The organism is Pseudomonas sp. 01L34, assembly GCF_056400265.1.
In genome coordinates this window covers 45,855-72,770 of sequence record NZ_JBFTSX010000003.1, presented here as the reverse complement: position 1 = coordinate 72,770, position 26,916 = coordinate 45,855, and the positions used below count along the sequence as shown (strand labels likewise).

At 59.8% G+C, this 26,916-nt stretch carries 25 protein-coding genes and 1 pseudogene; 12 read left to right on the top strand and 14 right to left on the bottom strand.

Going from position 1 to position 26,916, the window contains the following annotated elements; all coding sequences use genetic code 11:
* From AC1DQM_RS08870 to AC1DQM_RS08855, 4 genes are read left to right on the top strand one after another with little or no spacing between them, the layout of a single operon-like run.
* Positions 1–1,149: an MlaE family ABC transporter permease gene (locus AC1DQM_RS08870; protein WP_477746031.1), complete on the top strand. Its 1,149-nt coding sequence runs from the start codon at positions 1–3 to the stop codon at positions 1,147–1,149.
* The gene (locus AC1DQM_RS08865; RefSeq protein WP_018927288.1) at positions 1,146–1,949 is read left to right on the top strand and encodes an ABC transporter ATP-binding protein; all 804 of its coding nucleotides are present in this window, start codon (positions 1,146–1,148) and stop codon (positions 1,947–1,949) included. The genes AC1DQM_RS08870 and AC1DQM_RS08865 overlap by 4 nt, the downstream gene beginning before the upstream one ends.
* 1 nt (position 1,950) lies before the next feature.
* On the top strand, positions 1,951–2,889 hold the full coding sequence (locus AC1DQM_RS08860; protein WP_018927287.1) for an MlaD family protein: 939 nt from the start codon (positions 1,951–1,953) through the stop codon (positions 2,887–2,889).
* Positions 2,886–3,512, top strand: coding sequence for an ABC-type transport auxiliary lipoprotein family protein (locus tag AC1DQM_RS08855; protein ID WP_018927286.1), 627 nt, complete (start codon positions 2,886–2,888; stop codon positions 3,510–3,512). Before AC1DQM_RS08860 ends, AC1DQM_RS08855 begins: the two co-directional genes overlap by 4 nt.
* Positions 3,513–3,562: 50 nt before the next feature.
* Here the strand turns inward: AC1DQM_RS08855 and AC1DQM_RS08850 are convergent, their stop codons facing one another.
* The 5 genes and pseudogenes from AC1DQM_RS08850 to AC1DQM_RS08830 form a co-directional block, all read right to left on the bottom strand.
* On the bottom strand, positions 3,563–4,792 hold the full coding sequence (locus AC1DQM_RS08850) for a nucleoside recognition domain-containing protein (RefSeq protein ID WP_086945252.1): 1,230 nt from the start codon (positions 4,790–4,792) through the stop codon (positions 3,563–3,565).
* 104 nt (positions 4,793–4,896) lie between these two features.
* On the bottom strand, positions 4,897–6,228 hold the full coding sequence (gene gltP, locus AC1DQM_RS08845; RefSeq protein ID WP_018927284.1) for a glutamate/aspartate:proton symporter GltP: 1,332 nt from the start codon (positions 6,226–6,228) through the stop codon (positions 4,897–4,899).
* A gap of 683 nt (positions 6,229–6,911) precedes the next feature.
* Positions 6,912–7,016, bottom strand: a pseudogene (locus AC1DQM_RS08840) (Ivy family c-type lysozyme inhibitor); the annotation flags it as partial.
* Between the two features lie 66 nt (positions 7,017–7,082).
* The gene (locus AC1DQM_RS08835) at positions 7,083–7,247 is read right to left on the bottom strand and encodes a DUF1328 domain-containing protein (protein ID WP_003177151.1); all 165 of its coding nucleotides are present in this window, start codon (positions 7,245–7,247) and stop codon (positions 7,083–7,085) included.
* Positions 7,248–7,328: 81 nt separating this feature from the next.
* Positions 7,329–7,616 (bottom strand): hypothetical protein, encoded by a 288-nt coding sequence (locus AC1DQM_RS08830; protein ID WP_430954511.1) that lies wholly within the window; start codon positions 7,614–7,616, stop codon positions 7,329–7,331.
* A gap of 440 nt (positions 7,617–8,056) precedes the next feature.
* Here AC1DQM_RS08830 and algB point away from each other — a divergent pair, with 440 nt between their 5' ends.
* Positions 8,057–9,403, top strand: a complete 1,347-nt coding sequence (gene algB, locus AC1DQM_RS08825) for a sigma-54-dependent response regulator transcription factor AlgB (RefSeq protein WP_477746030.1) — start codon at positions 8,057–8,059, stop codon at positions 9,401–9,403.
* 10 nt (positions 9,404–9,413) lie between these two features.
* On the top strand, positions 9,414–11,204 hold the full coding sequence (locus AC1DQM_RS08820) for a KinB sensor domain-containing domain (RefSeq protein ID WP_018927281.1): 1,791 nt from the start codon (positions 9,414–9,416) through the stop codon (positions 11,202–11,204).
* A gap of 12 nt (positions 11,205–11,216) precedes the next feature.
* Here AC1DQM_RS08820 and AC1DQM_RS08815 read toward each other — a convergent pair whose 3' ends face one another.
* The 7 genes from AC1DQM_RS08815 to AC1DQM_RS08785 all read right to left on the bottom strand — a co-directional run bounded on the left by AC1DQM_RS08815 (position 11,217) and on the right by AC1DQM_RS08785 (position 18,492).
* A complete protein-coding gene (locus AC1DQM_RS08815; protein WP_018927280.1) occupies positions 11,217–12,833 on the bottom strand; it encodes an EAL domain-containing protein in 1,617 nt (538 codons plus the stop codon).
* 73 nt (positions 12,834–12,906) lie between these two features.
* On the bottom strand, positions 12,907–13,686 hold the full coding sequence (locus AC1DQM_RS08810; protein WP_064615664.1) for an N-acetylmuramoyl-L-alanine amidase: 780 nt from the start codon (positions 13,684–13,686) through the stop codon (positions 12,907–12,909).
* A 102-nt stretch (positions 13,687–13,788) separates the two neighbouring features.
* Positions 13,789–15,828: a GGDEF domain-containing protein gene (locus tag AC1DQM_RS08805; RefSeq protein ID WP_477746029.1), complete on the bottom strand. Its 2,040-nt coding sequence runs from the start codon at positions 15,826–15,828 to the stop codon at positions 13,789–13,791.
* The gene (locus tag AC1DQM_RS08800) at positions 15,829–16,689 is read right to left on the bottom strand and encodes an endonuclease/exonuclease/phosphatase family protein (protein ID WP_007940704.1); all 861 of its coding nucleotides are present in this window, start codon (positions 16,687–16,689) and stop codon (positions 15,829–15,831) included. It lies immediately after the preceding gene.
* A 14-nt stretch (positions 16,690–16,703) separates the two neighbouring features.
* A complete protein-coding gene (locus AC1DQM_RS08795; RefSeq protein ID WP_018927277.1) occupies positions 16,704–17,345 on the bottom strand; it encodes a thiol:disulfide interchange protein DsbA/DsbL in 642 nt (213 codons plus the stop codon).
* Positions 17,346–17,543: 198 nt separating this feature from the next.
* Entirely contained in the window at positions 17,544–18,155 is a 612-nt protein-coding gene (locus tag AC1DQM_RS08790) for a c-type cytochrome (protein ID WP_007940706.1), read from the bottom strand.
* A gap of 46 nt (positions 18,156–18,201) precedes the next feature.
* Positions 18,202–18,492 (bottom strand): c-type cytochrome, encoded by a 291-nt coding sequence (locus AC1DQM_RS08785; RefSeq protein WP_138866577.1) that lies wholly within the window; start codon positions 18,490–18,492, stop codon positions 18,202–18,204.
* Between the two features lie 191 nt (positions 18,493–18,683).
* Between AC1DQM_RS08785 and yihA the strand changes: the two genes are divergently transcribed.
* Positions 18,684–19,325, top strand: a complete 642-nt coding sequence (gene yihA / locus AC1DQM_RS08780; RefSeq protein WP_007940707.1) for a ribosome biogenesis GTP-binding protein YihA/YsxC — start codon at positions 18,684–18,686, stop codon at positions 19,323–19,325.
* A gap of 298 nt (positions 19,326–19,623) precedes the next feature.
* Here yihA and polA read toward each other — a convergent pair whose 3' ends face one another.
* A complete protein-coding gene (polA, locus tag AC1DQM_RS08775) occupies positions 19,624–22,392 on the bottom strand; it encodes a DNA polymerase I (protein ID WP_477746028.1) in 2,769 nt (922 codons plus the stop codon).
* Positions 22,393–22,466: 74 nt separating this feature from the next.
* Between polA and AC1DQM_RS08770 the strand changes: the two genes are divergently transcribed.
* Both AC1DQM_RS08770 and AC1DQM_RS08765 read left to right on the top strand, forming a co-directional pair.
* On the top strand, positions 22,467–22,757 hold the full coding sequence (locus AC1DQM_RS08770) for a DUF2782 domain-containing protein (protein ID WP_111453131.1): 291 nt from the start codon (positions 22,467–22,469) through the stop codon (positions 22,755–22,757).
* A gap of 58 nt (positions 22,758–22,815) precedes the next feature.
* Positions 22,816–23,766 carry a homoserine kinase gene (locus AC1DQM_RS08765; RefSeq protein WP_018927273.1) on the top strand — a complete coding sequence of 317 codons (951 nt, stop codon included), beginning with the start codon at positions 22,816–22,818 and terminating at the stop codon, positions 23,764–23,766.
* 93 nt (positions 23,767–23,859) lie between these two features.
* Here the strand turns inward: AC1DQM_RS08765 and AC1DQM_RS08760 are convergent, their stop codons facing one another.
* The gene (locus AC1DQM_RS08760; protein ID WP_086945255.1) at positions 23,860–24,780 is read right to left on the bottom strand and encodes a zinc ABC transporter substrate-binding protein ZnuA; all 921 of its coding nucleotides are present in this window, start codon (positions 24,778–24,780) and stop codon (positions 23,860–23,862) included.
* 66 nt (positions 24,781–24,846) lie between these two features.
* Between AC1DQM_RS08760 and zur the strand changes: the two genes are divergently transcribed.
* The 3 genes from zur to znuB are packed head-to-tail and all read left to right on the top strand — an operon-like array spanning position 24,847 to position 26,895.
* Complete coding sequence (gene zur / locus AC1DQM_RS08755; RefSeq protein ID WP_026286509.1) at positions 24,847–25,329, top strand: zinc uptake transcriptional repressor Zur; 483 nt, start codon at positions 24,847–24,849, stop codon at positions 25,327–25,329.
* Complete coding sequence (gene znuC / locus AC1DQM_RS08750) at positions 25,329–26,114, top strand: zinc ABC transporter ATP-binding protein ZnuC (protein WP_007940713.1); 786 nt, start codon at positions 25,329–25,331, stop codon at positions 26,112–26,114. Before zur ends, znuC begins: the two co-directional genes overlap by 1 nt.
* Positions 26,107–26,895 carry a zinc ABC transporter permease subunit ZnuB gene (gene znuB / locus AC1DQM_RS08745; RefSeq protein WP_019580298.1) on the top strand — a complete coding sequence of 263 codons (789 nt, stop codon included), beginning with the start codon at positions 26,107–26,109 and terminating at the stop codon, positions 26,893–26,895. The genes znuC and znuB overlap by 8 nt, the downstream gene beginning before the upstream one ends.
* Positions 26,896–26,916 lie beyond the last annotated feature (21 nt).

Genomic DNA, 26,916 nt, shown 5'->3' with positions numbered 1-26,916 from the left:
ATGACCAGCAGCACAACGCCTGGCAATGTCCGACTGGATACCTCGCACATCCCTGCCCTGCTGCGGGTCACGGGTGACTGGACGCTCGCTCATTACGCCGATCTCAGCCACCTGAGCGAAAAGCTCCGTGGCCAATACGACAACAACACCCCCATCGACCTCAACGGCCTCGGTGCCCTGGACACGGCGGGTGCATCGCTGTTGGTGGAGTTGCTGGGTTCCGAGCGTCTGGGCAAGTCCGCAGAACACCCTGATTGCACCCTTTCCTCCGCCGATCGCGCCTTGTTGCAGACGGTGTATTGCTCGCTGACTGATTTCTGCGTGCCGATCAAAGAGCCGGAAATCAGCGTCGGCATTCAACTGCTGACCCGTATCGGCCGTGCGGTCGATGCGGTCTGGCAGGACGCCCTGCAGGTGCTGGGTTTTGTCGGCCTGATCCTGCAAACCATCGCGCGCGGGCTGTTTTGTCCCAAGCGCTGGCGCCTCACGCCGATGGTCGCGCACATTGAACAGACCGGCCTCGACGCCGCTCCCATCATCGCCCTGCTGACCTTTATGGTGGGGGCCGTGGTAGCGTTTCTCGGTGCGACTGTGCTGGCGAGCTTCGGCGCGAGCATTTTTACCGTGGACCTGGTGGCGTTCTCTTTTCTGCGCGAATTCGGCGTGTTGCTCACCGCGATCCTGATGGCCGGCCGCACCGCCAGCGCGTTCACCGCGCAGATCGGCTCGATGAAGGCCAACGAAGAGATCGACGCGATCCGCACCCTCGGCCTCGACCCGATGGAGTTGCTGGTGGTGCCGCGGGTATTGGCGTTGCTGGTGGCGCTGCCGATGCTGACCTTCCTGGCGATGTTGTCGGGGATTGTCGGCGGTGGCGTGGTGTGTGCGCTGTCGCTGGATATATCGCCGGCGATGTTCCTGTCGCTGCTGCAATCGGACATCGGCGTTCAGCACTTCCTGGTGGGGATCGTCAAAGCGCCGATTTTTGCGTTCCTGATCGCCGCCATCGGCTGTCTTGAAGGCTTCAAGGTCAGCGGCAGCGCCGAGTCCGTCGGTGCGCACACCACGTCGAGTGTGGTGCAGTCGATTTTCGTGGTGATCGTCCTCGATGCCGTGGCCGCATTGTTTTTCATGGAGATGGGCTGGTGAGTCGTCTACCCCGAGCGCCTTCCGAGGCGGTGATCGAAGTCCGTGGGCTGTGCAATCGCTTCGGCCGCCAGAGCGTGCACGAGAACCTCGACCTGGATTTGTACAAAGGCGAAATTCTGGCGGTGGTCGGCGGTTCCGGCAGCGGCAAATCGGTGCTGTTGCGCAGCATCGTCGGCTTGCGCCAGCCCAGCGAAGGGCTGGTGAAGGTCTTCGGCAAGAACTTGCCGAGCCTGTCGGAGCACGAGCGTTCGCTGGTCGAGCGGCGCTTCGGCGTGTTGTTCCAGAAAGGCGCCCTGTTCTCTTCGCTGACAGTGACCGAGAACGTCGCCCTGCCCCTTATCGAACACGCCGGCCTGAGCCGTACCGATGCCGAGCACCTGGCGGCGGTGAAACTGGCATTGGCCGGATTGCCGTTGTCGGCGGCCGATAAGTACCCTGCTTCACTGTCTGGCGGCATGATCAAGCGCGCCGCCCTGGCCCGGGCGCTGGCGCTGGACCCGGACATTCTGTTTCTCGACGAGCCCACCGCTGGTCTCGACCCGATTGGCGCGGCGGCGTTCGATCAATTGATTCTGACCCTGCGCGACGCGTTGGGTTTGAGTGTGTTTCTGGTCACCCACGACCTCGATACGCTCTACACCATCACCGACCGGGTGGCGGTGCTGGCGCAAAAGAAAGTACTGGTGGCGGATGCCATCGACAAGGTTTCGGAAACCGACGACGCGTGGATTCACGAATACTTCCATGGCCCTCGCGGCCGCGCGGCGCTGACGGCCGCTAACCAGCTCAACGAGGTCTGACATGGAAACCCGAGCCCATCACGTATTGATCGGCCTGTTCACCGTCATAGTGGTGGCAGGCGCCCTGCTCTTCGGTCTGTGGCTGGCCAAGTCCAGCGTCGACACCGAATTCAAGGATTACGAAATCGTCTTCAACGAGGCGGTCAGCGGTTTGTCCAAGGGCAGCGCCGTGCAGTACAGCGGGATCAAGGTCGGCGACGTAGTGACGCTGCGCCTGGACCCGAATGATCCGCGCCGGGTGTTGGCGCGGATCCGCCTGGGCGGCGATACCCCGATCAAGGAAGACACCCAGGCCAAACTGGCGCTGACCGGGATCACCGGCACCTCGATCATTCAGCTCAGCGGCGGCACGCCGCAAAGTCCGACACTCAAGGGCAAGGGCGGCAATTTGCCGACCATCGTGGCATCACCCTCGCCTATCGCCCGTTTGATGAGCGACAGTAACGATCTGATGACCGGTGTGAACGTGTTGATGCAGAACGCCAATCAGATGTTTTCTTCGGAAAACGTCGAGCGCATCAGCAAGACCCTTGAGCATCTGGAGCAAACCACCGGCATCATCGCCGACCAGCGCGGCGACATCGGCCAAGCCATGCAGCAACTGGCGTCGATCAGTAAACAGGCCTCCGCCACACTCGAACAAACTGCTGGGCTGATGCGCAACGCCAACAGCCTGCTCAACGATCAGGGCAAGCAGATGTTTGGCAGTGCCGAGCAAGCCATGAAGTCCCTGGAACGGAGCAGCGCGACCATCAACTCATTGCTCACCACTAATCAGGATTCCCTCAACAACGGCATGCAGGGCCTCAATGGCCTGGCGCCGGCAGTGCGTGAGTTGCGCGACACCTTGAGCTCGCTGCGCACCATTTCCCAGCGGCTTGAGGCCAACCCCAGCGGTTACCTGCTGGGCAGTGACAAGAACAAGGAGTTCACGCCATGAAGCTGATCCCGTTAGCCTTGACTGTCGGTTTTGCCCTGACCAGTGCCTGCTCGATTCTGCCCAAGTCCGAGCCATCCGATGTCTACCGGTTGCCCTCGGCCCAGAGCGGCGCACCGGCCAATCACAGCACGGCGCTGCACTGGTCGCTGCGGCTGGCCAAGCCGCAGACGAGCGAAGCCTTGAACAACCCGAAGATCGCCGTGATCCCTCAGGGTGACCTGATCAGCAGCTACAAGGCTTCCCGCTGGAGCGACCCGGCGCCGGTGCTGCTGCGCAATCGTCTGCTCGATGGTTTCCAGCGTGACGGTCGGGTGCCGTTGCTCAGCACCGATGACAGCAATTTGCAGGCGGACCTGGAGCTGGGCGGCAACCTGCAGGCGTTCCAGACCGAATACCAAGGCACGACGGCGAGCGTGGTCGTGCGGCTGGATGCATTGCTGGTGCGTGGGTATGACCAGCGCATCCTCGCCAGTCGGCGCTTTGAAGTGCGTCAGCCGTTGAGCGATGTGAAGGTGCCGGCGGTGGTCGCCGGGTTCGGCCAGGCCAGCGACCAGTTGACGGCGCAGGTGGTGGCCTGGACGGTGGAGCAGGGTCAGAAAGTCGTGCCGCCGCTGAGGCCCTGAAGCCACCGCTGAACCCTGTGGGAGTGGGTTTGCCCCCACAGGGTTTTCGTTTAGCCGAAGAACCAGTAGCAAACCCCGATGGCCCCCAGCACCCCGCCAAGCTCCGCCAGCAGCGCACAGCCCACTGCATGCCGTGCACGCTGGATGCCCACCGCGCCGAAATACACCGCCAAGACATAGAAGGTCGTTTCGGTACTGCCCTGGACTGTCGCCGCCACCAGCGCCGGGAAGCTGTCCACCCCCTCGGTCTTCATGGTTTCAATCAGCATTGCCCGGGCGGCACTGCCGGAGAACGGTTTGACCATGGCCGTCGGCAGCGCATCGACGAAGCGTGTGTCCCACCCGGCCCACGCCACCAGGTGACGAATCCCGTCCAGACCGAAGTCCAGCGCCCCGGACGCCCGCAGCACACCCACGGCGCAGAGCATCGCCACCAGATATGGCAGCAGGTTCTTGGCGACGTCGAAGCCTTCTTTGGCGCCTTCGACGAATGCCTCGTAGACCTTCACCTTGCGTAATGCGCCGATGATCATAAACAGCATGATCAAGCCGAACAGCGTCACGTTGCCGAGGACCGATGACAGGCTCGCCAGCGCGGTCGCCGAGAGCGTCGCCAGCAGTGCCATGAAGCCGCCAAGGGCGAGGGCGCCGGGAATCAGGTACGCCAGCACCACCGGGTCCCAGATGCGCAGGCGTTGCATGAACGCTACGCTCAGGAAGCCGACGATGGTTGAGCAACTGGTGGCGAGCAGGATCGGCAGGAACACCAGCGTCGGATCGGGCGCGCCTTGCTGGGCGCGGTACATGAAGATCGTCACGGGCAGCAGGGTCAGGGAGGAGGCGTTGAGCACCAGGAAGAGGATCTGCGCGTTGCTGGCGATCGTTGCACTGGGATTGAGCTCTTGCAGCGCCTTCATGGCTTTGAGGCCGATCGGTGTGGCGGCGTTGTCCAGGCCCAGGCCGTTGGCGGCGAAGTTCAGGGTGATCAGGCCGATGGCGGGATGGCCGGCCGGCACTTCCGGCATCAGGCGCAGGAACAGTGGCCCCAGCGCCTTGGCCAGCCACTCGACGATCCCGGCCTTCTCGGCGATCCGCAGAAAGCCCAGCCAGAGGGTGAGGGTGCCGAACAACAGGATCATGACCTCGACCGACAATTTGGCCATGGCGAAAATACTTTCCACCATCGCCGCAAAGATCCCGGCGTTACCACCGATCAGCCACTGCGCCAGCGCCGATACGGCTGCCACGATGAAGAAGCCAAGCCACAGGCCATTAAGCATCAGTCAAATCCCCCGGAAGATGCGGCGAATGATAGCGGGGTAGGCAGAAACGACAAACCCCGGATTTCTCCGGGGTTTGTTGGGGGCTCTTGTGGGAGCGGGCATTAGTTGCTGGAGGTTTCACCAACCGGCAGCTTTTCCTTGCTGCGCCAGTGCGGCAGGGAGTTCCAGTAGCGCTGGCCCTTGGCGTCGTCGTACATGCCTTCCCAACGCGAGATGACCAGCACGGCCAAGGCGTTGCCGATCACGTTCAGCGCGGTACGGGCCATATCCATGATGCGGTCGACACCGGCGATGAATGCCAGGCCTTCCAGCGGAATACCGACGCTGCCCAGAGTGGCCAGCAACACCACGAAGGACACACCCGGTACGCCGGCGATGCCTTTAGAGGTGACCATCAGGGTCAGCACCAGCAGCAGTTGCTGGCTGATCGACAGGTCGATGCCGTACAGCTGGGCAATGAAGATCGCCGCGATGCTCTGGTACAGGGTCGAACCGTCGAGGTTGAACGAGTAGCCGGTCGGTACCACGAAGCTGCAAATGGCTTTCGGCGCACCGTAGGCTTCCATCTTCTCGATCACGCGCGGCAGCACGGTTTCGGAACTGGCGGTGGAGTAGGCCAGGACCAGCTCATCCTTGAAGATGCGCATCAGCTTGATCACCGAGAAGCCGAACAGGCGAGCGATCAGGCCCAGCACCACGAAGGCGAAGAAGGCGACGGCGAAGTAAACCAGGACGACCAACTTGGCCAGTGGCAGCAGGGAGGCGAAGCCGAAGTTGGCCACGGTCACCGCGATCAGTGCGAACACGCCGATCGGGGCGTAGTTCATGATCATGTGGGTGACTTTGAACATGCTTTCCGACACGCCCTGGAACATCTTCACCAGAGGTTCGCGCAGGTCCGATTGCAGGCTCGACAGACCGAGACCGAACAACACGGAGAAGAAGATGATCGGCAGCATCTCGCCGCGCATCATGGCCGCAAAGATGTTCGACGGGATCAGGTTGAGGATGGTTTCGATGAACGCGTGTTCATGCTGAACCTCGGCAGCAGTGGCCTGGTACTTGGAAATATCCACGGTACCGAGGGTGCTCATGTCGATGCCGCTGCCCGGATGGACCACGTTGGCCAGCACCAGACCGACCAGAATGGCGATGGTGGTGACGATCTCGAAGTAAATGATGGTCTTCAGACCGATACGCCCGAGTTTTTTCGCGTCCCCAACGCCAGCGATGCCGACGACCAGCGAGGAGATTACGATCGGGATCACGATCATCTTGATCAGACGGATAAAGATATCGCCTGCTGGTTGCAGGACGTTGCTGATCCACCAGGCCTTTTCAGCGCTGAAGTGGTTGAGCAGTGCACCTATTGCTATCCCCAGAACCAGACCGATGAGGATCTGCCAGGCGAGGCTAAGCTTTGCCTTCTTCATATCTTTACCCTTACTTGCGTTTGACTCAGGCCGATGCATGAACTGCAACGCTCAATGGCGAAGCCGTCTTGCACCAACCCCCGTATAAGGTCCCCGCGAGCGAGCATTTACAGCTCTCTGGCAGCGAAAAAGGCGCAACTATTCCGATGCGGGGAAGCGCCGTCTAATGCCGTAAACGCCTACCCTATGCCGAATCGGCATGAGATTTTTCAACTGAAACCCACGTCCCAGCCGGTTCGAATGCGACATTTCGGCAGGTATAAGTGCCGTGAACCGGCCATTTCAGCGCCGGTTGATGTTTTTTTGAACCAGTGAAAATTTAGGAGATGTCCTACGTTCGACTGCGATTTTTCTTCTCATGAAAGTCAGAGCTTTCTCGATATACGGTCACGAAGAAACACCGCGAAACGGTTTTGCGGGGAATATGCAGCAAGAACATATGAGCAGAATGCTCTAGATCAACGTTTTGCACGTTGAAGCTCTCCGCAAGTCCGTCGAGCCACGCTAGGCCGACGAACTTGCGTCGCAGCTTCACCTGACCCGGCCCTTGCGCGGCTACTCCCTGTACCCGTAGGTCACTCCGACCCTGAAGCAGTCAGAACGTCCCGACCCCTTGGTCATGCGTCTACCGTCCTCGGGTAGCGCAGTGGAAAGAAGCGTGAGGCCTCTTTCGTGTTTCGAACTCAATACCGGCGTGGATCTTTCTTCAGTCGCGCCATCCACATCTTCTGCATGCCTTCGTCCGGTTTACCGAGTAAGCGGTAGTCGGCATGTCGCGTGGGTGGCCGCGATCGTCATGGCACTGCCGCCCAGAAGCAGGGCGGCCGCCAATGTCTTTAACCAAAACACACATATCAACCTCGACCGCGACGGCCAAAGAAGAAGGAAGCAATGAACATCACCAGGAATACGACAAAGAGAATCTTGGCGATACCCGTGGCGGTGCCCGCGATACCACCGAAGCCCAATACTGCAGCGATGATGGCAATGATCAGGAATGTGATTGCCCAGCTCAACATGGTGATTCTCCTTACGCTTCTATTTAAGGATGTTGCTTGTGGTGCATTTCCCGGCGCGTTGAGCGCGCCAAGTTCGTTTGCTTAAAACACCCAACGTTCCTGGGAGGGCGTCTCGTCCACAGGCCGGGCCTGGTCGACGCCCATCATTCGTATTGAGGCGTTGTCAGCCGGGTTGCTGCTGACGGCGCTGAAGTGGGTTTGGGGGGGATGTGGAATCGAAAGGTGCACTGGCGCCGGTTGCTCGCTCTGCTCCCAACGCATGTACTGCTGGCCACCAATCAGGGTGATCAACAATGCCAACAGGGCAAACAAGCCTTGCTGGACATGCAGTGGCGAAAGACGCAATTGGGCGGCACTTTGGCGATTCATCCTGAAGTTCCTCCCATACGGGTAGTGATCTTTGGCGGGCGCTGGTTCATTAAATGCCCTGATTACCTAGACCATTGCAGCCTGCATGCCAGCTTTAATAAAGAATAAATACGATATAAATCAAAAGGTTATTGTGTTTGTAGAAAACGTTTTAGACGCATCCTGCACGATGATCCGTTTGCAGTCGTGCGTAATGCACGATGAGTTCGCAGGCACTTTCAATATTTTTGGAATTGCGGGGAGGGCGTAGATGTCAGAAAGGGACGCAGGCAATCGCTGAAAGAATGGTCTGTAAATAAAAGTTCAAATAAATCAGCGTATTAGCTGAACTTTGAGTAGATAGATAGCCTGTTGTGGCTGGAATCGACCAGAATCAATCATGCAACTTGCCCGATTTTTCCGGGACTAACCAAGAACACCTATTAAAGGAGCGTAGGAACATGGAATCAGCCATTGAGCATCAAGGCCGCATTCTGCTGGTGGACGACGAATCCGCCATCCTTCGAACCTTTCGCTATTGCCTCGAAGACGAAGGCTACAGCGTGGCCACCGCGACCAGCGCTGCTCAGGCCGAAGCCTTGTTGCAGCGTCAGGTTTTCGATCTGTGCTTCCTCGATTTGCGCCTGGGTGAAGACAATGGTCTCGATGTGCTGGCCCAGATGCGAATTCAGGCGCCCTGGATGCGTGTGGTGATCGTCACCGCTCACTCCGCCGTAGACACTGCCGTGGATGCAATTCAGGCCGGTGCCGCCGACTATCTGGTCAAACCTTGCAGCCCTGATCAGTTACGTCTGGCCACCGCCAAACAGCTGGAAGTGCGGCAACTCTCGGCACGCCTGGAAGCCCTCGAAGGTGAAGTGCGTAAACCCAAGGAGGGGCTGGACTCCCACAGCCCGGCGATGAAAGTGGTGCTTGAAACCGCACGCCAGGTCGCCAGTACCGACGCCAACATTCTGATTCTCGGAGAGTCTGGCACCGGTAAAGGTGAGCTGTCACAGGCCATTCATGGCTGGAGCAAACGCCAGAAGAAATCCTGCATCACCATCAACTGCCCCTCCCTGACAGCGGAATTGATGGACAGTGAACTCTTCGGCCACAGCCGTGGCGCGTTCACCGGTGCCAGCGAAAGCACCTTGGGGCGTGTCAATCAGGCTGATGGCGGAACGTTGTTTCTCGACGAGATCGGCGATTTTCCCCTGACTTTGCAGCCAAAGTTGCTGCGTTTCATCCAGGACAAGGAATACGAGCGTGTGGGTGACCCGGTGACCCGTCGCGCCGACGTGCGAATCCTCGCGGCTACCAACCTCAACCTTGAAGACATGGTCCGCGACGGGCGCTTTCGTGAGGATTTGCTCTATCGGCTGAACGTCATCACTTTGCACCTGCCGCCGCTTCGCGAACGCAGGGAAGACATCCTGAACCTGGCTGACCGTTTCCTGGCGCGCTTCGTCAAGGAATACTCGCGTCCGGCCCGGTGTTTCAGCGACGAGGCCCGCGAGGCGCTGCTCAGCTACCGCTGGCCCGGCAATATCCGCGAGCTGCGCAACGTGGTGGAGCGGGCGAGCATTATTTGTCCGCAGGAGCGGGTCGAGATCAGCCACTTGGGCATGGCCGAAGCTCCGACCAACAGTACGCCACGCATTGGCGCCGCGTTGAGCCTGGATGAGTTGGAGAAAGCCCACATCGGCGCGGTCCTTGCCACCGCCGATACCCTGGATCAGGCGGCCAAGACCCTGGGTATCGACGCCTCGACCCTGTACCGCAAACGCAAGCAGTACAACCTGTGAGCTGCACCCGATGAAACTGGCGATGACATTGCGCACCCGGTTGTTCCTGAGTATTTCAGCCTTGATCACCGTGGCGCTGCTCGGGCTGTTGCTCGGGCTGGTCAGCGTGATGCAGATGGCTGGTACGCAGGAGGCCCTGATCCGTGACAACTTCGTCAGGCTGGACCTGGGATTGAAGCTGCGCCAGACCCTGGGTGATCAACTGATCATCATGCTCGGCGAGAAGCCTGATCCCGCGGCGCTCGAGGCATCCCGACAGCATTACCTCGAATTGCTCGATGAAGGCATTGCTCGCGAGCCGTCCAGCGAGGGCGCCCAGTACGGGTTCAAAAAGGCCAAGGCTGATTACCAGAGCTTTCTGCAGGCCTACGATCTTTCCCGCGATACAGCACAGGTGCTCACTGGGGGCGGGGATCTCACGGAAAAATTCAACACGTTGCGCAACGGTTTGATCGCCGAACAGAAGCGCGCGCTGGATAACATCAGTGAAACCGAACGCCAGGCCCGGGACCGCGCGTTGCTGATTGCCGGCCTGCTCGGGTTGATCGGGGTGGGGGTGCTGTTCATCGGGTTCATTACCGCCCATGCGATCGCCCAGCGTTTCGGAGCCCCGATCGAGGCCCTGGCGGCGGCGGCTGACAACATCGGCCAAGGCAATTTCGAAGTGACTCTGCCGATTTCCTCCGCAGTGGAAATGAACCAGCTGACCCGACGCTTCGGAATCATGGCCGAGGCCCTGCGACAGCACCAAGCCACTAATATCGACGAGCTACTCGCCGGACAGCAGCGTTTGCAAGCAGTGCTCGATAGCATCGACGACGGTTTGCTGATCATTGATCGTCAAGGTCAGCTCGAGCACCTCAACCCGGTGGCTCAGCGCCAGTTAGGCTGGGACACCGAGCGTCTCGGCCAAGGGCTGGGCACGGCACTTGAGCGTCCCGAACTGGATGAACAACTGCACCTGGTGCTGCGCGGCGGCACCCTGGAGCGAGTGCCGGACGACCTGAGCATCGAGGTTGACGGGGAGTCGCGATTGCTGACGTATAGCCTGACGCCGGTCAGCCATACCCAGGGGCATATTCTCGGCGCCGTGATGGTGTTGCATGACGTCACCGAACAGCGTGCCTTCGAACGGGTGCGCAGCGAGTTCGTCTTGCGTGCTTCCCATGAGTTACGCACGCCAGTCACCGGGATGCACATGGCATTCGGCCTGTTCCGCGAGCGGGCGCATTTTGCCGAGGATTCCCGTGAGGCCGACTTGCTGAACACCGTGAATGAAGAAATGCAGCGCTTGATGCAGTTGATCAACGACCTGCTGAATTTCTCTCGCTATCAGAATGGCCTGCAAAAACTCACCCTGGCGCCGTGCTCCATCAAAGATTTACTGGAGCAGGCCCAGGCACGCTTTGCCGGCCCGGCGCAGGAGAAGGGCATTGAGCTGTTGGTGGAAGTGCAGGGAACGTTGCCACGGCTGCAAGCCGATCAGGCGCAACTGGAGCGGGTGCTCGATAACCTGATCGACAACGCCTTGCGTCATACCTCCCGCGACGGGCTGATACGTTTGCAGGCTCGACGTCATGGGGAGCGGGTGATTATCAGTGTCGAAGACAACGGCGAAGGCATTGCCTACAGCCAGCAAGGAAGGATATTCGAGCCTTTTGTTCAGGTCGGCCGCAAGAAGGGCGGCGCCGGGCTCGGTCTGGCGCTGTGCAAGGAGATCGTGCAGTTGCACGGTGGGCGGATGGGCGTGTACTCACGGCCGGGGCAGGGTTCGCAGTTCTACATGGCGCTGGCGGTATAAGCCTGAACCCTCTCAGTCTTCGTCATCCAGACGCCGCGTTGCCTGTCGGCGGCCACGGGTAATCAATTCGATGAATTGCACAGCGCTCAATGGGTGCGCGAACAGCCAGCCCTGACCGAACTTCACCCCCTCGCTGCTCAGAAACTCTGCCTGGGCTTCATGTTCGATGCCCTCGGCAATCACCTTGAGTTGCAGGGCCTGGGCCATGCGAATGATGTGCGGTGCCACGCCGCTGCTGGCGGCGTCATGACCCAGCGCGTCGATAAATGCCTTGTCGATTTTCAGGCAGTCCACGGGCAGTGTTTGCAGGTAGGCGAGGCTGCAATAGCCAGTGCCGAAGTCATCGATCAGCACCTGATGCCCGACATCGCGCAAGGCCTGCAGGTTTTCTCTGGCCACCACGACATCAACCAATCCGCGCTCGGTCACCTCAAAGGCAATCTGTCTGGCGGCTACACGGTGCAAGGCCAGCAGGCGCGCCATCACCTGACCGATACGCGGCACCATGACGTCGCAGGCCGCCAGGTTGACCGAGATATACAACTGCGGATTGGCGCGCAACAGTTGTCCGAGCTGTTCCAGCAGGCGCTGTAATACGAAATCAGTCATCTGGCGGATCTGGCCGGTGTTTTCCGCCATGGGAATGAACAGCTCGGGGCTGGTCAAGGTGCCGTCCGGCCTTCGCCAGCGCAGCAAGGCTTCGGCTCCGACACAGTTGCGACTGTCGAGGTCGAAGATCGGTTGATACAACACCTGCAATTCGCCTCGTTGTATCGCGCCGTGCAGTTCGGCATCCAGTGATTGACGCTGGCGCACCAGCAGAAACACCAGAATGCCTACGCAGGCACTTAGCGCGAGGCTGGCCGGAAGCAGCCACCACCAAACGGCCGGCACATGCATCCCGGTACGCGGGGTGATCAGCACCAGTTGGTATTCGGGAGTGTTGGTCGGCATTCGGTAAATCAGGCGGGTAGGGGTGACTTGCAGTGCATCGTGATTTTTCGGGGGCCAGGGTTGCGTCGGGGGCCACTCCTGCTCGGCACCGAGCACGGGAATCGCGCGGGTGTCGTGGTCGAGCACCACCAGCAGGCTGCTCCCCGGAGACAGATCAACCATGTCGGTCAAATGCCCGCGAGACGTAGCCACCCGGAAATTGCCACGCCCCAGCATCAGTGCGGCGCGGTTCTCATCGGGTTCGGTGGTGGTGTTCAACCAATAGCTGTAGGTGGGGCCCTCGATGTCCGGTGGCCGGATCACCGAAAGCCCTTCCTGGCGTGGGCGGTTGGAGCAGATTCCTGAAGCATCCATGTAAGCGGCTTCGTAAACGAAGCGGTAATTGAAGCTGACTTGCTGCAATGTGGCGATCATTTCATCGTCGCAGCCCCGCAGCGGTTGAGCTTCAAGGTCATCGAGGCTTTCGCGCAGTTGCCCGAACAGCTGCTCCAGACGGACCAGAAAGCGCTCCCCCTGGGCGTTCATCTCCTGGCTTTCGTTGTCCTCGACCTGATGCATCGCAATGAACAGACTGCCGGTCATCAGCAGCGTGGCACTCAAGGCAGCCGCCAGCGTCGCCAGAAACCAAGGGCGATAGAACCAGCTACGCAGCTTCTCTCGAGCAGCCGTCATCATGGAATATCCGAAGGATTACCAATGAGTTATAGCTGCTGATTGGGAAAAGACCCTGACCGTCGGGCGGGCGTCATTATTTTGTCTGGTTCAACACCTGGAGAAGCGCCGCGGTTTGCGCGTCCGGCGTGCCGTCGAAACGGGACGGGCGAAAATGCAGCTGAAAAGCCGCCAGCACATTGCGTGTCGCTGCATCCAGTTCGCCGGTTTGTGGCGTGGCGTAGCCCAGGCGGGCAAGTTGTGCCTGAAACCAACTGATGCTTGGCAGCTGCACGGCGAACTGCGCTTGCTGACGCGCCACGGCCTGCTCGTTCGGCCAGATTCCCAGGCCTTCGGCCGCCAGGCGTTTCCAGGGGAACAGCGGGCCAGGGTCGAGCTTGCGCATGGGGGCGATGTCGCTATGGCCGATGATATGGCGAGGGCTGATGCCCTGGCGCTTGCTGATGTCCTTGAGCAGAAAGATCATCGATTGGACCTGGGCTTCGCTGTAGGGATACCAGAGACGCCCGGTCGGGGTGTCCTGGAAGCCCGGATTGACGATTTCGATGCCAATGGAACTGGAATTCAGCCAGGTCCGGCCTTGCCATTGGCTTTCGCCGGCGTGCCAGGCTCGAAGATTTTCATCCATCAGCTTATAGATGGTGGCGTGCTCGTCGTCGCCGATCAGGTAGTGGCTGCTGACTTCGCCATGGGTCAGCAATTGCAGCGAGTCCTCCAGGGATGCGGAGGTGTAATGCATCACCACGAACTGAATACGGCTGTCGTGATTGACTGAAGGGTGGCTGGTGTCAATCCGGGGACCGCTGGCGCAACCGGCTAATACGAGCAGCGAAGCAATAAGAGCAAGAAGTTTCATGGTGGAGGCAATATACACGAGACAATAATGCAACAGTGTAACGTATTGCCTTGCGCGCCGACCGCAAAAGCGCGCCTTTAAACAAAATGGAACAATTAACTGTCAGCCCAGTTCTATCCGATTACGCCCGGTGTTTTTCGCGCGATATAGCGCCTGATCAGCTCTTTTAAGCACCAGGTCGCTATGTTCGCCCGCTCTGAAGGCGGTCAGTCCCATGGAAATGGTGATAGTGACTCGCTCGCCCTTGAAGTGGAATGGGCAAGCTTCGATCGATGCGCGCAAGGTTTCCAACAGTTTCGCGCCGGCCATCGGCGCCGTGGCAGGCATCAACAGCACAAACTCCTCACCGCCAAACCTGGCTATGAAGTCCGTCCCGCGCAGACGCTTGCGCAGCACACTGGCGATGATTTTCAGCACCTTGTCGCCCGCGAGATGGCCGTAGTTGTCATTGATGCGTTTGAAATGGTCGAGGTCGAGCATCGCCAGCAACAGGGTATTGCCGTGTTGTTGCCATTGACTGATTTCGTGGTCCAGCCGTTCGCTCCAGGCCGCTCGATTCGGCAGGCCGGTCAACGGATCGATCAAAGCCTTCTGGCGCTGTTCTTCGAGGTGCTCGCGGTAACCCAGCGCTTCCTGCTCCATGTGGGCTACCCTTTCAGCCAGGCTTTGCAGGCGGGCAGCGACTTCCTGCTCGCGCTCGTCGCGTTGCTTCTGGTGCTGGTCCATGGTGCCGAGCAGGCCTTCGAGATGGTCTTCCAGCATGTGCTTGAGGTCATCGAGGTCCGCCGCGTCCTGCATGCTGCTTTGCAGGCCGTCGACTTGCTCGCGAATCTGCGTGTCCATCACTCGCGCGGCAGAGCGGTTGTCGGCGTGGCCTTCGCTGGCGGCTTGCAGGTTGCTCTGAAATGATTCGAGGCGTTCGTTGAGTCGTTGCAGATAGGCTTCGAATTCGTGTTGGCCGCTGTCGGTAATGGCCAGCATTAATGTTGCCAGATCATCGAGGATGGGTAGCAGTTCGTACCAATTCAAGCCGTTTTGAAGACGATTGCGCATCGCTTCGGCTTGCGGTCGATGGCGTTCGGGCAGCGTCAGGTCGTCGAGAAGGCCCAGCAGAGTGTCTTCGATGTGCTTGGCCACAGAGCTGTAGGACGGTTCCGGCGAGTCCGGCAGGGCATACAGAATGTCGTGTTCTGACGTTTGCGGATCGCTGGCCTCCGGGATCAGTTCATCCGGGTTGATTGCCGGCGGAGCCTGGGTGGCCGGTACGGCGATCGATGGAGCCGGCTCTTGCGGGTGTTCGAGGTTCGGCCGGGTTTGTGGCTCCGGGGCCTGGCTGCTCGTGGCCTCTGGCTCCAGGATGGGCGGGGCGAACGCCACGACTTCGGCTATGGGTGCCGTTGTTGCTGTGGGAGCCGGAGTGTCCACGGGTTCAGCGGGCGCAGCGGCGGGCAGGGCAGCTTCAACGGTTGGCATTACCGCTTGCGGTTTGTTGGCGGCTGGCGCGAGATTGACCGTCGCGAGTGGGAGTTCGGCCAGTGGAGCTGCAACCGGCTCGACAGGTTGCGGTGCAGGCATTGGCAATTCTGGGGCGGCGATCTGTGGCGCAGCCTCGTCTGCATCCCGGCTACCGAACAGGCGCTGCAGAAAACCCGGACGACCCGGTTCCACAGGGTTCTCCAACAGGCTCAAGGCTTTGCCTTGCAAGCCGCTCAGTTCGCTGAGCAGCAACGGGATTTCGCGAGCCTGGCCGACACGTCCGTTCAGCTGCTTGGCGAAACTCTTCAGTGGCCGGCTCACTTCCCGTGGCAGCGGCAATGCTTGCAACTGAGAGACCAGCGCCGTCAGTGCGGCGCTGACTTGATCAACCCGGGTTTCCCGGCGTTGCTCGGAGTCGAGCACGGCTTTTTCCAGGCGCGGCAGCAAGGCTGCCAGGCCGGCGTCCATGTCGTCTGTGCGTACGACTTCGCGCATTTCCTTCATGCATAGGTCAACGGCGCGATCGGTGCCTTCGGCAGCCAGGGTGCTGCGCACCAGTCCGCGACGCAGCAGGTCGAGCCGGGCGTCCCATCGACGTTCGAGCTTTTCCTGTTGTTCGATGCTTTTGAGGTATTTCTCTTTCCAGCGCTGTGCTTCGTCGCTCATTCAGGCAGGACTCAACGCGGGGAATGCGTCGGCCGTGAGCGAGCCCGGCAGACGAATCTCTACCGCGACCGGCAGGTGATCGGAAATGGGCTGTGCCAGCACCTCGACCTTTTCAAGCGTCAGGGTGGGGCTGAGCAGAATGTGGTCCAGACAGCGCTGTGGGCGCCAGCTGGGAAAGGTCGCTTCCATCTGCGGCGCGAGCAGGCCTAAATCGCGCAGCGGGGAATGTTGCAGCAAGTCACCGGCGTGGGTATTCATATCGCCCATCAGCACCTGGTGCTTATAACCGCCGATCAACTCGCGGATGTAAGCCAGTTGCATGCTACGGGCGCGAGCGCCCAGCGCCAGGTGCATCATCACCACCACGAGCGCCTCCGGACCTTCGCCGAAGCGCACCAGAATGGCCCCGCGACCCTTGGGCCCCGGCAGCGGATGATCCTCGATCGCCCACGGGCGCAGGCGGCTGAGCACGCCATTGCTGTGCTGGCCGAGATGACCGAGATTGCGATTGAGTTGTTGATACCAATAAGGGAAGGCGCCGAGCTGCGCCAGGTGTTCGACCTGATTGACGTAGCCCGATCGCAGGCTGCCGCCATCGGCTTCCTGCAAGGCGACCAGATCGAAGTCGCCCAGCAGATTGCCGATTTTTTGCAGGTTGTCGGCACGCCCGGTGTGCGGCAGCAGATGCTGCCAGCCGCGGGTCAGATAGTGCCGATAACGCTCGGTACTGATGCCGACCTGGATATTGAAACTGAGCAAACGCAGACGGCTGTCCACGGGCAACCCCGTTGATTCCAGGTGATGCTCGTTGACCCGCGGGTCGTGCAGGCCAACGATGCGTTCAGTTCCCCAGCGGCGCATGGCGGTCGCCGCGCTTAGTTGGCAACGGCCTTGGTTGCCGCTCGCTCTTTGGCGACCAGTTGGTCAGCCAGTTTCAACGCTTGTTCGGCGCCGCCGGCAGAGCCGATGTCAAAGCGATACTTGCCATTGACGATCATGGTAGGCACGCCGGAGATTTCATATTTCTTGGCAAGCTCTTTGGCTTTGTTGATCTGGCCCTTGATGGCGAAGGAGTCGAAGGTGGCCAGGAATTTTTCCTTGTCTACACCTTGGGTCGCCAGGAAGTCCGCCATGTCTTCTTTGTCGGTCAGTTTCTTGTGTTCTTTCTGGATTGCGTTGAACACCGCAGCGTGAACCTTGCTCTCGACACCCATGGCCTCAAGCGTCAGGAACATCTGGCCGTGGGCATCCCAAGGGCCGCCAAACATGGCCGGGATACGTACGAAATTCACGTCGGAAGGCAGCTTTTCAACCCATGGGTTGATGACGGGTTCGAAGGCATAGCAATGCGGGCAGCCGTACCAGAACAGCTCCACGACTTCGATCTTGCCAGGCTCGGCCACCGGGACCGGGTTGCTCAGTTCGACATAGGGCGCTTCAGGTTTTTCGGCGGCTTGGGCAGTCATGCCGAACAGGCTGGCAGCGACGAGTGCGGCGCTGATGATCAGATTACGCATGCTTTACTCCTGGACAATTTGGGCGCCTCGCGCGACCTGTTTTCAGACAGATTCCGGCGGGCTTGAGTTCTGTAGTGTAACGGCAGCGGCCACAAAAAAGGGCAGCCAAAGCTACCCTTTTTATGTTTGCATCGACGGATTAATCGAGAGTTAACGTTGCAAGAGATGTACATCACTCACAACGCTCGATCACAGGCCTTAGTGCAAGCCTTGAATATAGCTGGAGACGGCGGCGATATCTTCGTCGCTCAGCTTTTTAGCGATGCTTTGCATTGGTTTGGTGTCGCCGTCGTTGGTCCGGCCACCTTCTTCTTTTCTGAATTCGGTCAATTGTTTGCCGACGTACTGAGCATGCTGGCCGCCCAAGTGCGGGAAGCCGGCAGCTGCGTTGCCTGCGCCATTGGGCGAGTGGCAGCCGGTGCAGGCTGGCAGCCCTTTGGCCAGGTCGCCGCCACGGAACAGTGCTTCACCGCGAGCCACGATTTTCGGGTCGGCGGCACCGACGCTGCCTTTCTGGCTGGCGAAGTAGGCGGAGATATCGGCCAGGTCCTGATCGCTGAGGTTGGTCAGCAGGCCGGTCATTTCCAGTACCGTGCGTTTGCCGGACTTGATGTCGTGCAGCTGCTTGTTCAGATAACGCTCGCCCTGGCCTGCCAGTTTCGGAAAGTTAGGCGCCATGCTATTGCCATCCGGGCCATGACAGGCGCCACATACTGCGGCTTTCGCCTGACCAGCAGTCGCATCACCTGCAGCATGGGCAATACCGGAGATCCCCACGGTCAACAGCAGACTCACGATCAATTTGTTCATCAGCTAATCCAACTACGGCTAAGGGTTAAAGAGTTATGGACCGGGTTTACTCGCTCATCCACTGGATGATGTCTCGGTAATCCTCGGCACTGCAGTCCATGCACAAACCACGCGGCGGCATCGCCTTGAAACCCTGGGTCACGTGTTGCACCAGCGTCTCCATACCTTTCGCCAACCTCGGCGTCCAAGCTTCCTGATCGCCCTTGCGGGGCGCCATGGGTAGTTGGCCGGAATGACAGGCACCACAAACACGGTTGTACACAGCTTCCGGATCCTGTGTAGCCTGAGCGCTGTAAAGCGGCATCAAGACACCGGCAGCTAGCAGCCATTTCGTCATAAAACGACCTTTTCAGGGTTGAGAGCGTGCTGCGTTCTAATGCGCAATCAAGGTCAATCGCTCTCGTGAACTTCATCCTACGCTGGGACAAAGCGCACACAAAATCTGCGGCATTATATACTGGCGTCACTGAAACGGAAACGACACTGCTTGCCGCGTCCATTCCCGGCGCCGCCCACATCGGAAATCCCATGCAACTCAAGAATCCCATCCTCGGCCTGTGCCAACAGTCCACCTTTATGCTCAGCGCCGCCAAAGTCGACCAATGTCCCGACGACGAAGGCTTTGAAGTGGCCTTCGCCGGGCGTTCCAACGCCGGCAAGTCCAGCGCATTGAATACTCTGACCCACGCCAGCCTGGCACGGACCTCGAAAACACCGGGTCGCACACAGCTGTTGAACTTCTTCAAGCTAGACGATGAACGCCGTCTGGTCGACCTGCCAGGCTACGGTTATGCAAAAGTACCGATCCCGTTGAAGATGCACTGGCAGCGTCACCTGGAAGCCTATCTGGGTGGCCGTGAGAGTCTGAAAGGTTTGATTCTGATGATGGACATCCGTCATCCAATGACCGACTTCGACCTGTTGATGCTCGATTGGGCCGTCGCCAGCGGCATGCCGATGCATATTCTGCTGACCAAGGCCGACAAACTGACCTACGGCGCGGCAAAAAACACGCTGCTCAAGGTTCAATCGGAAATCCGCAAGGGTTGGGGCGATACGATCACTATCCAGCTGTTTTCGGCCCCCAAGCGCATGGGCCTGGAAGAAGCCTACACCGTACTGGCGGACTGGATGGAGTTGGCGGACAAGGGTGCCGAGGCTGCCGAGTAAGTCTCTCGAGGCCAATTGGCAGGCAAAAAAAACCCCGGACTTCGTATGGGGAGGGAGAAGTTCCGGGGTTCAAGTTCCGGACCGCTAGGGCGGGGTCCAGATATCTGCCAACACTTAACACAACATAGGAGCATCGAAGGGCTTCACCAGCCATTCAGTATCTCTGAGTGGCGGTTCACGGATTTAGTTCAGACTATTTTCAAAAACCATTGGAAATAATCGCTGTCATTTTCTGCTCTATAGCCCTTCGTCATGTGCTGCAGCGCCAGGCCGCAGCACAAACGTCTTTTCAGGCGGCTCAGTGCGCCTCATCCCAGTTGTTGCCTGCGCCCACCTCAACCAGAAGCGGTACGTCCAGTTGTGCTGCGTTGCTCATGTGCACGCGAATCTCCTCGCGTACCTGGTCGACCAGGTCCTCACGCACCTCGAGCACCAATTCATCGTGTACCTGCAGGATGACTTTGGCGTCCAGGCCTGACGATGCCAGCCAGTTGTCCACCGCCACCATGGCTTTCTTGATGATGTCCGCCGCGGTGCCTTGCATCGGGGCGTTGATCGCCGTGCGCTCGGCAGCTTTGCGCAGGGCCTGGTTTTTCGCGTTGATTTCCGGCAAGTACAGGCGACGACCAAAGATGGTTTCGACGAAGCCTTGCTCGGCGGCCTGGGCGCGCGTGCGCTCCATGTACTGCAGCACGCCGGGATAACGGGCGAAATAACGGTCGATGTAGGCCTGGGACTGTTTGCGATCGACGCCGATCTGCTTGGCCAGGCCAAACGCGCTCATGCCGTAGATCAAGCCGAAGTTGATGGCTTTCGCGCTTCGACGCTGATCGTTGGTAACCGCATCCAGCTCGACGCCGAACACTTCTGCGGCCGTGGCCCGGTGGACATCGAGGTTGTTGCGGAAGGCATGCAGCAAGCCTTCGTCCTTGGCCAGGTGCGCCATTATCCGCAGTTCGATTTGCGAGTAATCCGCGGCCAGCAGTTTGTAGCCTTTCGGCGCGACGAACGCCTGACGAATCCGGCGACCTTCGGCGGTACGGATCGGAATGTTCTGCAGGTTCGGGTCGATGGACGACAAACGCCCGGTGGCTGCGACAGCTTGCTGGTAAGACGTATGAATGCGCCCGGTGCGTGCGTTGATCTGCTCTGGCAAACGGTCGGTGTAGGTGCTTTTGAGCTTGCTCAGCGAGCGGTATTGCATCAGCACCTTGGGCAGCGGGTAGTCCTGTTCGGCCAACTCGGCCAGCACGGCTTCGGCAGTCGACGCCTGACCCTTGGCGGTTTTGCTGAGTACAGGCAAACCGAGCTTTTCGTAGAGGATCACGCCCAGTTGCTTTGGCGAGCCAAGGTTGAATTCTTCACCGGCAATGGCAAAGGCCTCACGCTCAAGGGCGACCAGTTTCTCGCCCAGCTCGACGCTCTGGATGCCCAGCAGGTTGGCGTCTACAAGCGCGCCCTGGCGCTCGATACGGGCCAGGACCGGCATCAGCGGCATTTCAATCTCGTTGAGCACTTTGACCAGGCTTGGCGTCGCGGTCAGTTTTTCCTGCAATACCAGATGCAGGCGGAAGGTGACATCGGCGTCTTCGGCGGCATAGGGACCCGCCAGCTCAAGGGAAATCTGGTCGAAGGTCAGCTGTTTGACGCCTTTGCCCGCAATCTCCTGGATGTCGGTCTTGCTTTGGCCCAGGTACTTGAGCGCCAGGCTGTCCATGTCGTGGCGGGTGGCCGTTGAGTCCAGTACGTAGGACTCGAGCATGGTGTCGTAGGCAATACCCTGAACAGTAATCCCGTTGTTCTGATCGCCACCGATGGCGCAATTGGCGAGGATATTGGTGTCGAACTTCGCATGTTGGCCGACTTTCAGTTTATTCGGGTTTTCCAGCAGCGGTTTCAACGCCAGCAGCACGGTGTCACGGTCCAGTTGTTCCGGTACGCCCATGTAGGAATGGGTCAGCGGAATGTAGGCTGCTTCGTTGGCCGCGACAGAGAACGACAGGCCCACCAGTTGCGCGTGTTGGGCATCGCTGCCGTTGGTTTCGGTGACGAAGGCGATCAGCGGCGCCTTGTCGAGTTTGTCCAGCCAGGCCTCGAAGCGCTTCTGGTCGAGGATGGTTTCGTATTTCGCTTCGGCGGCACCCGGCTGCTCCTGGGCGACCTCGACGATGTCCTGACCCGAACGCTTGGCGTCGCGCTGGTTCTCTTCGAACCAGCTCTTAAACTCCAGCAGGGAATAGAGTTCGGCAAGCTTGTCGTGATCCGGTGGGCCCATCTGCAGATCGTCGAGGCCGATGTCCAGCGGCACGTCGATCTTGATGGTTGCCAATCGGTAAGAAAGAAAGGCCATTTCCTTATGCTCTTCGAGCTTGGCCGGCAGGGTCTTGGCGCCGCGAATCGGCAGGGTCGGGACGATATCGAGCTGCGCATAGAGCTCGGTCAGGCCGCCATTCACGCCAACCAGCAGGCCGGAAGCGGTCTTCGGACCGATACCCGGAACGCCCGGGATGTTGTCGGACGAATCGCCCATCAACGCCAGATAATCGATGATCTGCTCGGGAGCGACGCCGAATTTCTCCTTCACGCCTTCCACGTCCAGCGCGCTACCGGTCATCGTATTGACCAAGGTAATGTGCCCGTCGACCAGTTGTGCCATATCCTTGTCGCCGGTGGAAATCACCACCGGGCGGTCGGCGGCCGCGCTGCTGCGGGCCAGGGTGCCGATCACATCGTCCGCTTCGACGTTGTCCACGCACAGCAATGGAAAGCCCAAGGCCTTGACGCTGGCGTGCAGCGGCTCGATCTGGACCCGCATATCGTCAGGCATGCTTGGGCGGTTGGCCTTGTACTCGGCGAACATCGCGTCGCGGAACGTCCCGCCCTTGGCGTCGAACACCACGGCGAACGGGCTGTCCGGGTACTGCTTGCGCAGACTCTTGAGCATGTTCAACACACCTTTGACCGCTCCGGTCGGCAGGCCTTTGGACGTGGTCAGCGGTGGCAGCGCATGAAAAGCGCGGTACAGGTAAGAAGAACCGTCCACCAGGACGAGGGGGGCTTGGCTCATGAGCAGGATCAACCTTTTCGGCGGGTCCGGCGCTAGAATAGCGGGACCGTTGACGACAAAGGGACAAGGTTATCATGCGCACACTAAATCGCTTGTTGCTGGCTGGCTTCTTTGCAATCACTCCATTGGCTGTCATGGCGGCGGATGACAAGCCCTCGGCGGACCCGGAAGTAACGATCCGCACGGAAGGCGATAAAACCATTCAGGAGTATCGCCAGAACGGCTTCGTGTACGCGATCAAGGTCACCCCGAAGGTCGGAAAACCGTACTTTCTGATACGTGCGGACGGAACAGATGCAAACTATATCCGCTCGGATCAGCCGGATATGCTGATTCCCTCGTGGAAAATCTTTGAGTGGAAGTAGTTTCTTAATTTCAATCGGCGCTGGCTCAACCGCGGCGCCCGTACTGGCAGTTTTAACCATGTCTGTGTTCACCCCCCTGGCTCGGCCCGAGCTGGAAACCTTTCTCGCCCCTTACGGGCTCGGCCGCCTGCTTGATTTCCAGGGGATCGCCGCCGGTAGCGAAAACACCAATTTCTTTATCAGCCTGGAGCAGGGCGAGTTTGTCCTGACCCTGGTCGAGCGCGGTCCGGTGCAGGAGATGCCGTTCTTCATCGAACTGCTCGATGTGCTGCACGACGCCAACCTGCCGGTGCCTTATGCCCTGCGCACCACCGACGGCGTTGCATTGCGCGAGCTGGCCGGTAAACCTGCGCTGTTGCAGCCACGTCTGGCGGGCAAGCACATCAAGGACGCCAACGCCCAGCATTGCGCTCAGGTCGGCGAGCTGCTGGCTCACCTGCACCTGGCGACCCAGGCCAACATGATCAAGCGCAAAACCGATCGTGGCCTGGACTGGATGCTGGAAGAGGGCACGCAGTTTCTCTCGCACCTGAACGCCGAACAAAGCGATTTGCTGCAACGGGCTCTGGAAGAGATCACCCAGCAGAAGACGAAAATTCTGGCGCTGCCGCGGGCCAACATCCATGCGGATCTGTTCCGCGACAATGCGATGTTCGAAGGCACGCACCTGACCGGGTTGATCGACTTCTACAACGCTTGTTCAGGGCCGATGCTCTATGACGTGGCAATTGCCTTGAACGACTGGTGTTCGGACGAGCAAGGGCAGCTCGACGGGGCTCGGGCGCGGGCGTTGCTGGGCGCTTATGCCGCGCTGCGACCGTTCACCGCTGCCGAAGCTGAGTTGTGGCCGACCATGCTGCGCGTGGCGTGCGTGCGGTTCTGGTTGTCGCGGTTGATTGCGGCGGAGTCTTTCGCCGGGCAGGACGTGTTGATTCACGATCCGATGGAATTTCAGCTGCGCTTGGCACAGCGGCAGAAGGTCGACACGCCGCTGCCTTTCGCCCTCTAAAAGCTTCGCGGGCAAGCCTCGCTCCTACAGGATGTGCGCGATCCCTGTAGGAGCGAGGCTTGCCCGCGCACGATTCACCACCAAACTTCCTGCTTACAACGACTCCAGGCACCCGGCCAAATCATTTCCCAATTTTTCCAGCACCTGCTCATACCCCTGGGCGGTCGCTGGCGTGTACCCGCCCAGCGCATCCAGCTCTGCCAGTTTCACCGGTAGCCCGGCCACCAGGGTTTCTGCCAGGCGCGGGCGCAGCGGCGGTTCGCTGAACACGCAAGTTTTGCCGACTTCCTGCAACCGCGCGCGCATCGCCGCGACGTGCTGGGCACCGGGCTGTACTTCGGCTGCGACACTGAACACACCGGCGTGCTTGAGGCCGTAGGCGTCTTCGAAGTAGTCGAAGGCTTCGTGGAACACGAAGTAAGGCTTGTTCGCGATCCCTGCCAGGCGAGCCTTCAGGCGTAGGTCCAGGGCATCCAGGCGTTCATCGAAGGCTTTGAGGTTGCTCTGATAGCGCGCCGCGTTAGCCGGATCGGCTGCACTCAGATCGGCCGCCATTTTGCTGGCGATCACTCGGGCGTTGATCGGCGACAACCACAAGTGCGCATCCAGGCTGCCGGGGCGATGATCGTGGTCATGCTCATCGGCTTCTTCGGCGTGGGAGTGGCTGTCTTCGGCGAAACGTCGCAGCTTCAGGCCAGGCAAATCCTGCACTGCGACGCTGGGCAGCGTACGACCTTTCAGTACGCGAGGCAGAAAACCCTCCATGTCCGGACCGATCCAGTAAACCAGGTCCACCGACTGCACCTTCCGTACGTCGGATGGGCGCAAGGCATAGTTATGCGGTGATGCTCCGGGCGGCAGCAACACTTCCGGAATCGCCACACCTTCCTGCACCGCAGCAGCAATCAGCTGCAGCGGCTTGATGCTGGTAAGTACTTTGACTTCGGCCTGGGCTGAACCGATCAGCAGAAAACTTGCGACAAATGCGACAAAGATAGAAAAAAGTCGGGACACGATGACCACTCGAAGAGGCGAGAACGGGTAACATAATAACGTCTCTCACAACACTCGTCGCCGCTCATGCCTAAAACACCGATTGCCAGTCGTCCCCACGACCACTCTCATTGCGTCCATAGCGCATTGTCTGAGGCCGATGCCTTGTGCGCACGTCAGGGGCTACGCCTGACCGCTTTGCGCCGGCGGGTGCTGGAACTGGTCTGGCAAAGCCATAAACCGCTGGGTGCCTACGACATTCTGGCGGTGCTCAGCGAGCAGGACGGCCGCCGAGCTGCGCCGCCGACCGTGTATCGTGCGCTGGATTTTCTGCTGGAAAACGGCCTGGTACACCGCATCTCCTCGCTGAACGCCTTCGTCGGCTGCAATCACCCGGAACACGCTCACCAAGGCCAGTTCCTGATTTGCCGCCAATGCCACGCCGCCATCGAGCTTGAACAGAAGTCCATCAGCGACGCGATCGTCGGCAGCGCCAGGGACGTCGGATTTATCGTCGAGGCCCAGACTGTTGAAGTCATCGGTCTCTGCTCGGGTTGCCAGGGGGCTTAATGAGCAATGCGCTGATCCGTCTTGAGCAGGTGGCCGTCACTTTTGCCGGGCAAAACGTGCTGGATAACATCGAACTGAGCGTCGAGCCGGGGCAGATCGTTACCCTGATCGGCCCTAATGGCGCCGGCAAAACCACGCTGGTGCGCGCGGTGCTCGGTTTGTTGAAGCCCGACAGCGGCAGCGTCTGGCGCAAGCCGAAGTTGCGCGTCGGTTACATGCCGCAAAAACTCCATGTCGATCCAACCCTGCCGCTATCAGTGCTGCGTTTCTTGCGTCTGGTCCCTGGCGTGGACCGCGCTCGGGCCTTGGCCGCCCTCAAGGAGGTCGGCGCCGAGCAGGTGATCGACAGCCCGGTACAAAGTGTTTCCGGTGGCGAAATGCAGCGAGTACTGCTGGCCCGGGCATTGCTGCGCGAGCCGGAGTTGCTGGTGCTCGATGAGCCGGTACAAGGCGTCGACGTGGCCGGTCAAGCCGAGCTCTATAGCCTGATCACACGTCTGCGCGACCGTCATGGCTGCGGCGTATTGATGGTCTCTCACGATTTGCATCTGGTGATGAGCACCACCGACCAGGTGGTGTGTCTGAATCGCCATGTCTGCTGCTCCGGGCATCCCGAGCAGGTCAGCGGCGATCCCGCGTTCGTCGAACTGTTCGGAAAGAACGCACAAAGTCTGGCGATTTATCACCACCATCACGACCACGCTCACGACCTGCATGGCTCGGTGGTCATTGCGACCCCGTCGGCCCATACCCACGTTCATGGAGATAGCTGCAAGCATGGCTGATTTTCTGCTCTTCGCCCTGCTTGCAGGTCTGGCCCTGGCGCTGGTTGCGGGTCCGTTGGGTTCGTTTGTGGTCTGGCGGCGCATGGCTTATTTCGGCGACACCCTGTCCCACGCCGCGCTGCTGGGTGTGGCGCTGGGCTTCCTGCTGGATGTCAGCCCGACCGTGGCTGTCACCGTAGGCTGCCTGTTGCTGGCAGTGTTGCTGGTGACGCTGCAACAGCGGCAGCCATTGGCGTCTGACACGCTGTTGGGAATTCTCGCACCGAGCACGCTCTCCCTGGGCCTGGTGGTACTAAGCTTCATGCATGAAGTGCGGATCGACCTGATGGCCTATCTGTTCGGCGACCTGCTGGCGATCAGCCCGACCGATCTGGCCTGGATCCTCGGCGGCAGCGCGGCGGTGCTGGTATTGCTTGTCACGCTGTGGCGACCCTTGCTGGCGATCACCGTGCATGAAGAACTGGCCAGGGTGGAAGGTTTGCCGGTGGCGGCGTTGCGTCTGGTCCTGATGTTGCTGATCGCCGTGGTGATCGCGGTAGCGATGAAAATCGTCGGCGTGTTGCTGATTACTTCGTTACTGATTATTCCGGCGGCTGCGGCACAACGTCACGCCCGCTCGCCGGAGCAGATGGCACTGGGCGCGAGCCTGCTGGGCATGCTCGCGGTGTGTGGCGGGCTGGCGTTGTCCTGGTTCAAGGACACCCCGGCTGGCCCGTCGATTGTGGTGGCGGCCGCCGCGTTGTTTCTGCTGAGTTTTGTCCTGCCCCGTCGAGGGGTGTAGACTTGCTCGTTTTTTGCGCAA